Here is a 13552-nt window from a genome sequence, read left to right on the forward strand (position 1 = left end):
CGCGGCGTTATCCCTGAAATTGCGCTCAGGCGCTCGGCAGGGTCGCGCCGATCAGGAGCACTTCGCTCGAGGGATCGCTGAGGCGGATCGTTCCGCCGCCTTCGGCTGCGAGGCTGTGGGCGAGCCAGGCACCGGCGGCACGGGGTTCGATGGTCCCCTGCCCGCCTGTGGCGAGCGTTTCGCGCAGAGCCGGGTCGAGGAGGATGCGCGGACCTTCGCCACGCACCGCGATTTCGATCGCGTCGTCCGTCCGCTCGGCGCCGACATCTAGGCGGCCGCCGCGAACCAGGGCATCGCCGGCCAGCAGTGCGAGGTTGAGCAGCAGCTTGATCGCGCCTTTGGGCAGCCTCTGCTCCTCGACCGCCCAGCCCACCTGCACCTTGCCCTCAGCCCCGAACAGGCCTTCGAGCACCTGCTGCGCTTCGCGGGCGTCGATCTCGTCGGCGAAGCCGCCGCCGGCGCCGAACGCCAGACGGAAGAACTTGAGTTTGTTGGCGGTCGCGCGGGCGCTGTCGGCAAGAAGCTCGAGGCACTTCTCGCGCATGTCGGGATCCGTCTCGTCGGCTAGCAGCTCGATGCCGTTGTTGAGCGCGCCGACCGGCGACATCAAATCGTGGCAGAGCCGCGAGCAAAGCAGGCTGGCGAGATCGACCGCATTCATCGCGGGCCTGATGAGCTAGAGTTTAACGAAGCGCAAGTTTTCGCGAGTTGAACGGAGCCGTACCGATTCCCATATTCCCTGCTCGGATGGGGGGAATTCAGACGATCGACGTGCGCCTCGAGCCCGCTCATGCCGGGTGGCGGCTCGATCGCGCGGTGGCGGCGGCCGTGCCGACGCTTTCGCGCGAACGGCTGAAGGCGCTGATCCGCGACGGCGCCCTCCTTGCGGGAGCGACCGCCGTTCGAGACCCGGCCACGAAGGTTAAAGGCGACGAGGCTTTCCGCCTGGAAGTGCCCGAGCCGCGCGAAGCGCACAACAAGGCGCAGGATATTCCGCTGGCGATCGCATTCGAGGACGAGCATCTCCTGGTCGTCGACAAGCCTGCGGGGCTGGTGGTGCATCCAGCAGCGGGAAATTCCGACGGCACCCTGGTCAATGCCCTTCTCCACCATTGCCGCGGGCAGTTGTCGGGGATCGGCGGCGTTGCCCGGCCGGGCATCGTCCACCGGATCGACAAGCATACGTCCGGGCTGCTGGTCGTTGCCAAGACCGATGTCGCGCACGAAGGCTTGGCGAAGCAGTTCGCCGCTCATTCGATCGACCGCCGCTACCTGGCGATCGTCAATGGCGTGCCGAGGGTTGCGGAAGGCACAGTCGACGCGCCGCTGGCCCGATCGGCAGCCAACCGGAAGAAGATTGCAATCGCCGACGAAGGCCGCGGCAAGCGCGCCGTGACTCACTGGCGGCGGCTTCAGCCGTTACGGGATTCAGCCCTGGTCGAGTGCCGGCTCGAGACCGGGCGCACTCACCAGGTCCGCGTCCACATGGCGTCGATTGGTCACCCGCTGCTCGGCGACCCGGTCTACGGCCGTTCCGGAAAGAGCCACGGCAAGCTGCTGAACGAACTGAATTTTCACCGGCAAGCGCTGCACGCGGCGGAGCTCGGCTTCATTCATCCGGTTACGAAGCACAGGCTGTCGTTTCAAAGTCCCATGCCGCCGGACATGCAGGAACTGTTCAACGCACTTGGTGTATAGGATTGAAAGGCGCTATCGCGCCCGCAAAGGGAGAAAGACGAGCATTTATGGCCGACAAAAAAGGGATCGTCTCGCTCCCCTCGTCCGGTGGGGAGGCCGGGCTCAACCGCTATCTGAGCGAAATCAAGAAATTCCCGATCCTCAGCCCTGAGGAGGAATTTATGCTCGCCAAGCGCTGGCGCGAGCATAACGACACCGAGGCTGCGGCGAAGCTGGTGAACTCGCACCTTCGGCTCGTGGCCAAGATCGCCATGGGCTATCGCGGCTACGGCCTGCCGGTCAGCGAGCTGATCAGCGAAGGCAATATCGGCCTGATGCAGGGCGTGAAGAAGTTCGAGCCGGATCGCGGCTTCCGCCTCGCGACCTACGCCATGTGGTGGATCAGGGCCTCAATCCAGGAATTCATCCTGCGCAGCTGGTCGCTCGTGAAGATGGGCACCACCGCGGCGCAGAAGAAATTGTTCTTCAACCTTCGCCGGATGAAGAACCAGATCGACGCGTTCGAGGAAGGCGACCTCAAGCCCGCCGACGTGACCAAGATCGCGACCGATCTCGGCGTCACCGAGGAAGAGGTCGTCTCGATGAACCGCCGCATGGGCATGGGCGGCGATACGTCGCTCAACGCCCCGCTGAAGGGCGACGAAGGCGCTGAAGGGCAGTGGCAGGATTTCCTGGTCGACAGCGGTCCGCTGCAGGACGAGCTGATTGCAGAAGACGAGGAAACGCAAGTGCGCCACGACCTGCTGGTCAGCGCGCTCGAAAGCCTCAACGATCGCGAAAAGCATATCCTGATGGAACGCCGTCTCGCGGACGAGCCGAAGACGCTCGAGGAGCTGAGCCAGGTCTATGGCGTGAGCCGCGAGCGTATCCGGCAGATTGAGGTCCGCGCGTTCGAGAAGCTGCAGGGCGCGCTGCTCCGCCTCGCCGGGGAGCGCCGTCTCCTTCCCGCAGCCTAGGCTGCCGTCGGTCCGAAAACAAAAAAGCGGCCCCTGCCGGGTGGCAGGAGCCGCTTCTTGGGCATAGCGGGCCGGTGGGTTGGGAGGGGAGGTTACCGGCCCGCCGAACTTTGAAACTTTTAGATCTGGGCAGCCATCACGCTGACGACGCCCGTGAACAGGCCGGCGGTGACGATCAGCGACCCGAACGCCTGCATGAGCTTCTGTTGCATCTTCATCTCCAATCTCGACTTGTTGAGTAGGGTATACCAGAACGGCCGCGTAATTTCCTTGCGATCTCCAACAATTCACCGCATCTTCAGCATAGATTATGCGCAGGAGCACGCAGGTGGAGCAAAGTCTTGATGAATTCGATTGCAAGATCCTCGGCGAGCTGCAGAAGGATGCGTCGCGTCCTGTAACGCAATTGGCCGAAGCGGTCGGCCTGTCCCATGCGCCGGCCTGGCGCCGCATCCAGCGCCTGCGGAGCGAAGGCTATATCGACCGCGAGGTCGCCATCCTCGATCGTGAGAAGCTCGGCTGGGACCTCGAGCTCTTCGTGCTCGTGAAGCTCAACGCCACCGCCCGCGCCGACATCAACCTGTTCGTGTCCGAAATCGTGAAGCACGACCAGGTGATCGGCTGCTTCTTGGTGCTCGGGAACGTCGACCTGGTGTTGCACGTGATCGCCCGTAACATCCGTGACTATGAACGCTTTTTCCTGGAGCATCTGAGCCAGGCCACCGGTGTTCATGAGGCGAATACGATCACTCTGTTGTCGCGGCTGAAGGACAGCACCGCGATCCCCCTGTGAACCTAGTCGTCCTTGTCGGCGATCTCCGGCGCGGCGGCGGTCAGCTTCTCCCCTTCCCGCGCCTCTTCGGGCCGATCCTCGACCTCGTCGCTGGTCGCGAGATTGTCCGCGGCCCAGGCGCCACGCTCGCCCATCGGCTGTGGTTCGCCGGTTGTGCTGTCATGCGCCGTCTGGTGTTCGATCTCGCTGTTGAGCTCGGCTCCGAAGCAGAAGGCGTAGGCTGACACATATAACCAGGTCAGCAGCGCGGCGACGGCGCCGAGCGAGCCGTAGGTGGCGCTGTAGCTGGTCAGGCGGCTGACGTAGAAGGTGAAGGCAAGGGTCAGTAGCAGCCAGGTGACTGCGGCGAACAGCGAGCCGGGCGTGATCCACGTCCAGCGCGCCCGCTCGCGCGAGGGGCCGAAGCGGTAGAGAATGGCCGCGATTGCCGACGCCACGAGGATCAGCACCGCATAGCCCACCAGCTTGCCTGCGAAGACCATCACGCTGGACGCTTGCGGCAGCTTCGCCTGCAGGAAGGCAACGGCGGCGCCTGCCGCAATCGCTGCCAGCGCGAGGCATAGCGCCGTTACAGTCATGCCGATCGCGATAAGGTAGAAACGGGCGAGGCTCCGCTTCTCCTTTTCTTCATAAGCGATGTTGAGCGCGGTCAGGATCGAAGCCGCGCCGTTGGTGCCGCCGTAGAGCGCACCGAGGATCGCAAGACCAATGCCGAAGCCCCGCGCTTCCTGCGATGCATGTACCGAGGTCAGCAATTGGTCGCCGACCAGCACGACCACGTCCGCCGGCAGGATCCCGATCAGCCGCCGCATATGTTGAACGACGGTCAGCGGATCGGCGACAATGCCGTAAGCCAAAACGATCAGCGCTAGGAGCGAAAGCAGCGCGAAGAAGCCGTAGAATGCGACACCGGCCGCGACCAGGCCGACATTGTCATCCCAGGTGCGCGTATAGGTCCGCGCGGCGATATCCTTCCACGCCTGCAGCGGCATCTGCCATGGCGAGGTCGCCATATGCCCCCGCGGATCGATGGTCTTGTGCTCGGTCATGCCGGCGCCAACGCGCAGCTAGTCCTTCCGCTTCAGCATCGACCAGCCCACCGCGGCTGCCGCGACGGCAACGCCGGCAATCACTTCGCCCTTCGACGACTGGGTCGGACCGGCATCCGTGCCGGTCGCCGGTTCGGAAGTGCGCTGGGGCTGATCGTGGTCTCGTGGCGGAGAAACACTCGTCTCATCCTGATGCGGCCCCGCATCTCTGCCGCTTCCGCTTTCGTCATCGTCGCCCGAAGCGACGTGGTCGGCAGACCATGCTTGGCGCCGACCGAGGGGATCGGGCGGGCCGGCAGTCGTGTCCTTCGCCGTCTGGTGCTCCAGCTCCGAATTGAGTTCGGCGCCGAACAGGAAGACGTAAGCGGACAGGTAAATCCAGGTGTTGAGGATGACGACCGTCGCCAGCGAGCCATAGGTCTTGTTGTAATTGCCGAAGTGCGAAACGTAGAAGCCAAAGCCGAACGTCAGCAGCACCCAGGTGAGCGCCGCGAACAGCGTCCCGGGCGTGATCCACTTCCACTGCGCTTTCTGGCGGTTCGGACCGTAGCGGTAGAGAGTCGCCGCTGCTGCTGCCGCACCAAGGAGCAACAGCACGTAGGTCAAAAGCTTACCGGCGACGAGGACGGCGTCCGGAGCGCCGGGGATAAGCTTTTCGAGATAGCCGAGGGCCGTAATGGCGAACATCGCGATGACTGCGACCACCACCGCACCCGCGGTAATCGCGAGGGCCAGAAGGTTCACCCGAACGAAGCCGCGGGTCTCTTTCTCCTCGTAGGCGATGTTCAGCGCAGTCACGAGCGATCCCGCTGCGTTGCGCGCGCCGAACAACGCGACCCCGATGGCGAGCAGCAGGCCAAAGCCTTTCTTGCCGCCGGATGTCTCGACAATGCTCATCAGCTGGTCGCCGATCAGCTTGGCGGCGTCCTCCGGCACGACGCTCGACAAGGATGTGACGTGGGCGACGACCGTCTGCGGATCGGCAACGATGCCATAGGTGAGCACGATGGCGCCGAGCAGCGGCACGAGCGCTAGGAAGCTGTAGAAAGCCACCCCCGCGGCAACCAAGCCGACATTGTCCTCGGACGATTGCTTCCAGGTGCGGACCGCAACCTCTTTCCAGCCCCGCGCCGGGATCTGCGCCGGCGAGTCGGCATCCCGGCCCTTTGCCGAATTGCTGTCCGTCGCCGCCGAATGCTGAACTGCCGCGTCTGCCACGTCCGCCTAACCAGCTGAAGCGACAGGCGTTCCCGCCAGCCCGCCGCCGGCCGCGCTAACGGCTCTTGCAACCGCGCGGAAACAGGCGGACGGTGGAAGCTTCGACATTCGGCGCTCGAGCGCCCCAAGCAAGCGACTCGCGCGCCCGTGACCCGGACGAAGGAGGCTTGCAACATGGTCGACACCAAGGCTGGAGAAGCAAAAGGCACCCGAGTTATCGCGCTGGTGGGACCCGCCGGCGCAGGAAAGACCAGCCTTGCCGAGGCCATGCTGTTCGCAGCCGGCGCCGCCGACCGTCTAGGGTCGACGGCCAACGGCTCCAGCATCGGCGATTTCAGCCCCGAGAGCCGGCAGCGCGGCGGCTCGACCGAACTCAACCTCTACCACTTCGATTATCTCGGTGAGTCCTTCGCGATCCTGGACTGTCCGGGATCCGTCGGCTTTGCCGCCGACGGGGCGAGAGCGCTGGCGGTCGCGGATGTCGCGATCGTCGTCGTCGATCCCGACCCTGCCCGAGCGCCGCTTGCCGCGCCGGCGCTCCGCGCCCTCGACGAACTCGGCATTCCGCACCTCGTCTTCGTCAACCGCATTGACCAGGCACATGGCCGCATTCACGACTTGCTGACGGCGCTGCAGCCGATGAGCGTGTCGCCTCTGATCGCGCGTCAGATTCCGATCTGGGACGGCGAGAAAGTCGGTGGGTTCATCGACCTCGCGCTCGAATATGCATTCAAATACCGGCCGGGACAGGAGTCCGAGCGGATCGACATTCCCGCGGACCTGAAGGACGACGAGGTCCGCGAGCGTACCCACATGCTCGAGCAACTCGCCGATCATGACGACGAACTGCTCGAACAACTGCTGATGGACGAACAGCCGCTGCGCGAAAAAGTGCTCCAGGATCTGGCGCGCGAGACCGGCGAAAGCCTCGGCGTCTCGGTGCTGTTCGGCTCGGCGAACAGCTCGTGGGGGGTGCGCCGCCTGCTCAAGGCCATGCGCCACGAAGCGCCGTCGCCGGAACGCGCCGCCAGCCGCCTCTCGGTCGCCTCCCCGTCCATGTACGTGTTCAAGGTCGTTCACGGTTCGATCGGCCGCCTGGCGATGGCGCGAGTGCTGGGCGGAAGCATATCCGAAGGCACCGACCTCAAGACCGTCGAGGGCCACGCCCGCGCCGGATCGCTGTTCAAGGTGCAGGGCGAAAAGACCAGCAAAATGGCAGCAGCGCGCAGCGGCGACGTCGTCGCCGTCGCGAAAGTCGACAATGTAACCGCCGGCCAATGGCTCTCGACAGGCGAGCTGCCGCCCTTGGTGGAGGTCGAATATCCGGCGCGCAATTGCGCATTCGCGATCGAGCCGGCCGACCGCAAGGACGACGTGAAGCTGTCCGGCGCGCTACATCGACTAAGCGAAGAAGATGGCGCCCTGATCGTCGAACATGACGAGGCCAATCACGAAATCCGCCTCCGCGGAATCAACGACGAACATCTCAACACGGTGATTGCGCGGCTGAAGCGGCGCTTCGGGGTGGAGGTGAAGAGCCATCCGCCGGCGATCGGCTACCGCGAATCGATCCGCAGGTCGGTGACTCAGAAGGGGCGCCACAAGAAGCAGTCGGGCGGCCACGGCCAGTTCGGCGACGTCATCATCGAAGTGAAGCCGCTGCCGCGCGGCTCCGGCTTCATATTCGAAGAGCGGATCCATGGCGGCTCGGTGCCGAAGCAGTGGATTCCGGCGGTCGAGGATGGTGTTCGCGAGGCGATGGCCAAGGGGCCGCTCGGCTTCGAAGTGGTCGATTGCCACGTGGCGCTCGTCGACGGCAGCTATCATAGCGTCGACAGCTCGGAACTGGCGTTTCGCCTGGCGGGACGGATCGCCATGCAGGAAGCGCTTGCCGCCGCGCAGCCGCACCTGCTCGAGCCGATGCACAAGCTGACGGTCGTCTGCCCGTCCAGCGCCACCAGCCGCATCACGTCGGCGGTTGCCGGCCGGCGCGGACAGATGCTCGGCATGGCGCCGCGCGACGGTTGGACCGGTTGGGACCGCGTCGAGGCGCTGATCCCGGAAGCCGAGCTGTCGGGCCTCGAGGCGGAGCTTCGCTCCCAGAGCCAGGGCCTGGCGACCTATGAAGCCGAGTTCGACCATCTGGCCGAGCTGAATGGCCCGCTCGCCGAGAAGGTGGTGCAGCAGCGGGTGCCGGAACCCGCTTAGGCGAGCCCGTCGACGACCGCCACCGGGCGCCAGTCGCCAAGTTGGTGCTCGGCCGCGAAGTCGTCCGGAAACTTCTCGCCGGCATGAATGCCGCCGGCGACGAAGACCGCGGCGAGCCCTGCCTTGGCGGCGCCGAGTATGTCTGTCTGCAGGCTGTCGCCGACTGCCAGCACTTGCTCGCGCGGTGGATTGCCGGCGCGGCTCAGCGCATGGGCATAGATCGCCGGGAACGGCTTGCCGTACCAGGTCACCTCCCCGCCGAGCGCTTCGTAAATGTCGGCCAGAGCGCCGGCGCAAGCCTCGCGCACCCCGCCGCGGACGACGACGCGATCGGGGTTCAGGCAATGCAGGCGCACGGACCGCGAGGCGAGCTGCCGCAGCTCGTCGCCGTAGCTTCGAGGGTCGAGCTGTCCTTCACGAAGGCCCGTGCAGCCGACGTCCGTGAACTGATCGTCTGCGGCGATGGCCACCCCCCTGCCCTCGAGCACCGCGCGGTCCGATGCCGTGCCGATAAAGCCGACCGGGCGCCCGAGTGCCTTTAGAGCGGTGATGCCGGCTTCGCCGCTGGTCGAGATTGCGTCCCAGCAATCTTCGGGGAGCCCGATGCGCTGCAACTGCTCACGTACTGCCTCGGCCGTCCGCGGTGCATTCGTCAGCAGCACGACGCACCGCCCCTGCCCGCGCCACTCGCGCAAGCGCTCCGAAGCGTTCGGATAGAGCTGCACGCCGTCGTGCACGACGCCCCAGATATCGCAGAGGATGACGCTGTAGCGCGCGTCGAGATTGTCCCAGAAGCTCATGGAGCCCGCCTAGGCGGAACCAGCCGCGAGGTGAAGGAATGGATTGCGCTCCCGCTGCTCACCCGCAATGAGTTGCCGCGGAGGAGAGCGGATTTGGCGAAGAAACTGACCAGGTACATCCTGTTCGCTTTGGTGCTGGGCGTGATCGCCGGCTGGGCGATCAACTATGGCATCGATGATGGGACGCCGGAGTCTGCGGAGCGGCTGAAGTCGATCGCGGGCTATCTCAGCATCGTCACCGCTTTGTTCCTGCGGCTGATCAAGATGATCATCGCGCCGCTGGTCTTTTCGACCCTGGTCGCCGGCATCGCCCATATGGGGGATGTCGCAGCGCTCGGGCGGGTCGGCATTCGGGCCATGGCCTGGTTCATCCTTGCCACGATCGTTTCGCTGACGCTCGGCCTGATCCTGGTGAACACGCTGCAGCCTGGCGTCGGGCTCAACCTTCCGCTTCCGCCAGTGAGCGCAGCGAGCGGCGTTGAAACCGCCGCGTTCAACCTCAAGGACTTCGTCACCCATTTGGTGCCGGCGTCGATCTTCGAGGCGATGAGTGGCAATGAGATCCTGCCGATCGTCGTCTTTTCGCTCTTCTTCGGTATCGCGCTGACCGCCATCGGCGAGCCCGGCCGGCCGATCGTTCGCGGCGTCGAGAGCCTGGTCAAGGTAATGCTCCAAGTCACCGACTATGTGATGCGCTTCGCCCCATTCGCGGTGTTCACCGCGGTCGCCAGCTCGATCGCCGAGCGGGGCCCGGAAATCATCCTCACCTTCGGCAAGTTCGTCGGCAGCTTCTACCTCGGCCTGGCGGTCCTCTGGTGCCTGCTGATCGGCGCCGCTTTCGTGCTGATCGGCGGCCGTACGCGGCACCTGGTCCGCTACATCCGCGATCCGATCGTTCTCGCCTTTTCGACGGCATCGAGCGAAGCGGCCTATCCGCGCACCCTCGAGGCGCTCGATCGCTTCGGAGTCCCGCCGCGGATCGCCAGCTTCGTCCTGCCGCTGGGCTATTCGTTCAACCTCGACGGCTCGATGATGTACATGACCTTCGCGACGATCTTCATCGCGCAGGCCTATGGCATCGACCTCACCATCGGCCAGGAAATCACCATGCTGCTGGTGATGATGGTGACGTCGAAGGGGATGGCTGGCGTTCCGCGCGCGAGCCTTGTCGTGATCGCGGCGACGCTCGGCATGTTCAAGATCCCGGAAGCCGGGCTGCTGCTGATCCTCGCCGTCGACCACTTCCTCGACATGGGGCGTTCAGCCACGAACGTGGTCGGCAACGCTGTCGCTTCGACCGTCGTCGCCCGGTGGGAAGGCCAGCTCGACCCGCCGGAGACGGCGGAAATCGACCCGCTGCCCGCCCCTGCTCACCGACCGGCACCGCCGCCCGGCGCGGAGCGTTTTTAAGGCGCGGTCGCCGTCCAGATCCAGGCTGCGGCGGGAAAGCTGACTGCTCCCGCCGCGCAATGCCGCTCCAGCACCGAGCGCATGCGCTCGGTCGCCCCGCGGCGGTCTTTCTCGTCCATCGCCGCCATAAGGCGCGCGGCCGGTCCGATTTCGCTGAAGAAGTCCAGCGCGTCCGCGACGGCGTTCCCGCCGTCCGCCGCAACATAAGTGAAGTCGATCGGCTGGGGCTCATGCGGCTCCCAGCCGGCCGCTTCGAGCAGCTCTCGAGCATAAGCCGGATCAGCGAAGGCGAAGCCGCTCGGCTCGCGACCAGGCGCCGGCACCTTTGTCCCCGCCACTGCGTCAGCGACCTCTACAGCCCAAGGGTTCAGCGACCAGTCGCGAAAACAGGAAAAAACAAGCGCTGCACCGCTGTTCGAGGCGGCGCGCAGCGCGGAGAACGCGCCGACCGGGTCGGCGAAGAACATGACGCCGTGGCGGGAGAAGACGAGGTCGAACGGCGCCTCGTCGGAAGCGCGCTCCGCGGCGTCGCCTATGACCACGCGGATGTTGCTTCTGCCGCCTGAGCGATCGCGGGCGATGGCGGCGAGGCTCGGCGAAATGTCGCAGGCGACGACGCTCGCTCGCGGACATGCGTCGGCGACATCGAGCGTGGTGGTGCCGGGGCCGCAGCCGACCTCGAATGCGTCGAAGTCCCTGTCCGGCGCGCACGCGACAATCGCGTCCACCAGTGGCTTCGAAAGGCCGCCGAGCCCGCGGTCCGTATCCCGCCAACGCCGTCCCCAGATGTCGCCGTTCGCCCTTGCCCAGTCGGGCGCAGCAAGCTTGGCTTCACTCATCCGAACGGCTGTTCGATGCTGCTTGGCGGCTGGGAGAAGAACTTCGGCCCCGCCGCCGTCATGTAGAAGCAATCCTCGAGGCGCACGCCGAACTTGCCGGGAATGTAAATGCCCGGCTCGTTCGAGAAGCACATCCCCGCCGCCAGCGGCGTCTTCTCGCCGCGAACGAGGTTGACCGGCTCATGGCCCTCCATGCCGATGCCGTGGCCCGTGCGGTGCGACAGCCCGGGCAGCTTGTAGCCGGGCCCATAGCCCCAGCTTTCGTAAGCACGGCGCACGGCCTCGTCGACAGCGCCGGCGGGAACGCCGATCCGTGCCGCTGCGAACGCGATCTGCTGGCCGCGGCGGACCTGGTCGAACACCTTGCGCTGTTCTGCGGTCGGCGCGCCGAAGGCAAAGGTGCGGGAAATGTCCGACTCATAGCCGTGGACGGAACAGCCGCAGTCCATCAGCACGACGTCGCCGCGCTTCAGCACCTGCGGCTTGCCGCTGCCGTGCGGGTAAGCGCTGGCTTCCCCGATCAGCACCAGTGCGAACTCCGGGCTGCCACCGAGCGCAACGGTCGCCGTATCGACCAGCTTGCCGAAGTCGCGCGGCGTCATGCCCGCCCTGGCGCCGCGCCAGGCGTGCCGCATCGCCCGCTGAGTGATGTCGTTGGCGGCTTGCATCAGGGCGATCTCGTGCGGCGTCTTGATCATCCTCAGCGCGCGAACGACCGGATTGGCGCTGACGATGCGGACGCCCGGGAGCTGCTGCAGCAGGCGATCCGCGATGAAGAAGCGGTTGGTCTCCTCGAACCCGATCGGCGACCTTGCGGCCCCGCGCTCCCGCAGGAAATCGGCGACGAGCTTCAGCGGCTCTTCGTCCTCGTTCCAGGTGCGGATCTCTGCCGGGATGCCGAGGCTTTCGGCCACCGAAGGCCGCTCGAAGAACGGCGTGACGATGATCGGGTCGCCGCTAACCGGGATCACCGCGGCGGTGAGCCGTTCCGACCGCCACCATTGGACACCCGTGAGATATTCGAGGCTGGGACCGGCTTCGACCACCACGGCGCCGATTCCCGCCTGTTGCATCAGCGCGCGAGCACGGGCGATGCGCTCGAGGCGCTCGGCAGCGGAGATCGGCGGCGGGAGCTTGATGGGCTTGAGCGAATCTCGTACGGCGGCAAGCGCATGGCTTCCCGCCAATGCGGCGGCAGCGGCGAGCGCGCCTGTTCCCTGCAGAAAATGTCGGCGTCGGATCATTCCATCCTCGTGGATCAGCGGCTGAGACACTGTTGCACGGCTTGGCGCAATCGGCCAGCAGGCGCGCTCCCATGTTCGAATCGGCTTTCAACGACGGCGTGAAGCGTCCCGGCACGCGCGAGATGACCGCGCTGCTCGCGGGGCTGATGGCGCTTAACGCCTTCGCAATCGACGCGATGATCCCGGCCTTGCCCGACATCGGCCGTTCGCTTCGCGTCCTTGACGCGAATGAGCGACAGCTGGTGGTCGTCGCCTACATGGCCGGCTTCGGCTCGACCCAGCTGATCTGGGGGCCGCTTGCCGACCGCTTCGGCCGCAAGCCGATCCTTGCCGCGGGCGTGACGCTCTATGCGATCTTCGCTCTGCTCTGCGGCTTCGCGTCGAGCTTTCCAATGCTGATCGCCGGACGCGTTGCGATGGGCGCCTCCGCCGCGGTGACCCGCGTCCTCGTGGTGGCGATGGTCCGCGACCTGTTCGAGGCCGAAGCGATGGCGCGGGTCATGAGCCTCGTCTTCATGGTCTTCATGCTGGTCCCGGTGCTTGCCCCCAATTTCGGCCAGGCGATCCTCCTCTTCGCGTCGTGGCGAGCGATCTTCTACGTCCTTGGCGCTTATGCGCTGATCATGTTCGTCTGGTCGTCGTGGCGGCTGCCGGAGACCCTGCATCCGGAATATCGCCGGTCCCTGAACTGGCGTGAGATCGGCGGTGCGGCGGTCGAGACGATGCGCGAGCCGCTTTCGCGCGGCTACACGCTGGCGCTGACCGTCACCTTCGCCTGCCTTGTCGCTTATATCTCGTCGATCCAGCAGATCGTCTTCGACGTGTTCAAGAAGCCGCAGCTGATCGGTGTCGTCTTCGCCGCGATCGCAGCGCCGATGGCGGTGGCGTCCTGGACCAATTCGCGGATCGTCGGCCGCTGCGGCCTGCGCCGGGTCGGGCATCTCGCGGCCGCTGCCCTGGTGGTCGTCACGGTCGTCCACGCCGTACTCGGGCTAAGCGGCTACGAAAGCCTCACTTTGTTCATCGTCATGCAGGCGCTGACCATGTGCTGCTTCGCGCTGACCTCGTCGAACCTCGGAACCCTGGCGATGGAGCATATGGCGCCAATCGCGGGCACCGCTTCGTCCGTCCAAGGCGTGGTCGGGACGCTCGGCGCCGCCTTCATCGGCTTCCTGATCGGCCAGCAGTTCGACGGCACCGTGGTGCCATTCCTGCTCGGCGTCGCCGCCTGCTCGATCGTCGCTTTCCTGATCATCGCCGCGACTGAGCCGAAGCAGCTGTTCGCGCGGATCCGTGTGGACAGCGAACAGCCGATCGCGACCGAAGCGGCCTAACCG

At 65.7% G+C, this 13552-nt stretch carries 12 protein-coding genes; 6 read left to right on the forward strand and 6 right to left on the reverse strand.

Going from position 1 to position 13552, the window contains the following annotated elements; genetic code table 11:
- Positions 1 to 25 precede the first annotated feature (25 nt).
- Positions 26 to 661 (reverse strand): histidine phosphotransferase family protein, encoded by a 636-nt coding sequence (locus tag VIL42_00330; GenBank protein ID HEY8591294.1) that lies wholly within the window; start codon positions 659 to 661, stop codon positions 26 to 28.
- Positions 662 to 747: 86 nt separating this feature from the next.
- Here VIL42_00330 and VIL42_00335 point away from each other — a divergent pair, with 86 nt between their 5' ends.
- From VIL42_00335 to VIL42_00345, 3 genes are all read left to right on the forward strand, one after another.
- On the forward strand, positions 748 to 1698 hold the full coding sequence (locus VIL42_00335; protein ID HEY8591295.1) for an RluA family pseudouridine synthase: 951 nt from the start codon (positions 748 to 750) through the stop codon (positions 1696 to 1698).
- A 47-nt stretch (positions 1699 to 1745) separates the two neighbouring features.
- The gene (gene rpoH / locus VIL42_00340) at positions 1746 to 2654 is read left to right on the forward strand and encodes an RNA polymerase sigma factor RpoH (protein ID HEY8591296.1); all 909 of its coding nucleotides are present in this window, start codon (positions 1746 to 1748) and stop codon (positions 2652 to 2654) included.
- Between the two features lie 328 nt (positions 2655 to 2982).
- Positions 2983 to 3447, forward strand: coding sequence for an Lrp/AsnC family transcriptional regulator (locus VIL42_00345; protein HEY8591297.1), 465 nt, complete (start codon positions 2983 to 2985; stop codon positions 3445 to 3447).
- A gap of 2 nt (positions 3448 to 3449) precedes the next feature.
- Here the strand turns inward: VIL42_00345 and VIL42_00350 are convergent, their stop codons facing one another.
- Both VIL42_00350 and VIL42_00355 read right to left on the reverse strand, forming a co-directional pair.
- The gene (locus VIL42_00350; GenBank protein HEY8591298.1) at positions 3450 to 4496 is read right to left on the reverse strand and encodes a YihY/virulence factor BrkB family protein; all 1047 of its coding nucleotides are present in this window, start codon (positions 4494 to 4496) and stop codon (positions 3450 to 3452) included.
- Between the two features lie 18 nt (positions 4497 to 4514).
- On the reverse strand, positions 4515 to 5714 hold the full coding sequence (locus VIL42_00355) for a YihY/virulence factor BrkB family protein (GenBank protein ID HEY8591299.1): 1200 nt from the start codon (positions 5712 to 5714) through the stop codon (positions 4515 to 4517).
- A gap of 174 nt (positions 5715 to 5888) precedes the next feature.
- Between VIL42_00355 and VIL42_00360 the strand changes: the two genes are divergently transcribed.
- On the forward strand, positions 5889 to 7922 hold the full coding sequence (locus VIL42_00360; protein HEY8591300.1) for an elongation factor G: 2034 nt from the start codon (positions 5889 to 5891) through the stop codon (positions 7920 to 7922).
- On the opposite strand, the gene VIL42_00365 is transcribed toward VIL42_00360, so the two are convergent.
- Complete coding sequence (locus VIL42_00365; GenBank protein HEY8591301.1) at positions 7919 to 8722, reverse strand: TIGR01459 family HAD-type hydrolase; 804 nt, start codon at positions 8720 to 8722, stop codon at positions 7919 to 7921. The genes VIL42_00360 and VIL42_00365 overlap by 4 nt on opposite strands.
- A gap of 93 nt (positions 8723 to 8815) precedes the next feature.
- On the opposite strand from VIL42_00365, the gene VIL42_00370 reads away from it, so the two are divergent.
- Positions 8816 to 10132, forward strand: coding sequence for a dicarboxylate/amino acid:cation symporter (locus VIL42_00370; GenBank protein HEY8591302.1), 1317 nt, complete (start codon positions 8816 to 8818; stop codon positions 10130 to 10132).
- On the opposite strand, the gene VIL42_00375 is transcribed toward VIL42_00370, so the two are convergent.
- Together VIL42_00375 and VIL42_00380 are read right to left on the reverse strand one after the other, a co-directional pair.
- Positions 10129 to 10971: a methyltransferase domain-containing protein gene (locus VIL42_00375; GenBank protein ID HEY8591303.1), complete on the reverse strand. Its 843-nt coding sequence runs from the start codon at positions 10969 to 10971 to the stop codon at positions 10129 to 10131. The two genes, VIL42_00370 and VIL42_00375, sit on opposite strands and share 4 nt — an antisense overlap.
- Complete coding sequence (locus VIL42_00380) at positions 10968 to 12245, reverse strand: Xaa-Pro peptidase family protein (GenBank protein ID HEY8591304.1); 1278 nt, start codon at positions 12243 to 12245, stop codon at positions 10968 to 10970. Before VIL42_00380 ends, VIL42_00375 begins: the two co-directional genes overlap by 4 nt.
- Positions 12246 to 12286: 41 nt before the next feature.
- Between VIL42_00380 and VIL42_00385 the strand changes: the two genes are divergently transcribed.
- Positions 12287 to 13549 (forward strand): multidrug effflux MFS transporter, encoded by a 1263-nt coding sequence (locus VIL42_00385; GenBank protein ID HEY8591305.1) that lies wholly within the window; start codon positions 12287 to 12289, stop codon positions 13547 to 13549.
- Positions 13550 to 13552 lie beyond the last annotated feature (3 nt).

The sequence above is a fragment of the Sphingomicrobium sp. genome (genome assembly GCA_036563485.1).
GTDB lineage: Bacteria > Pseudomonadota > Alphaproteobacteria > Sphingomonadales > Sphingomonadaceae > Sphingomicrobium.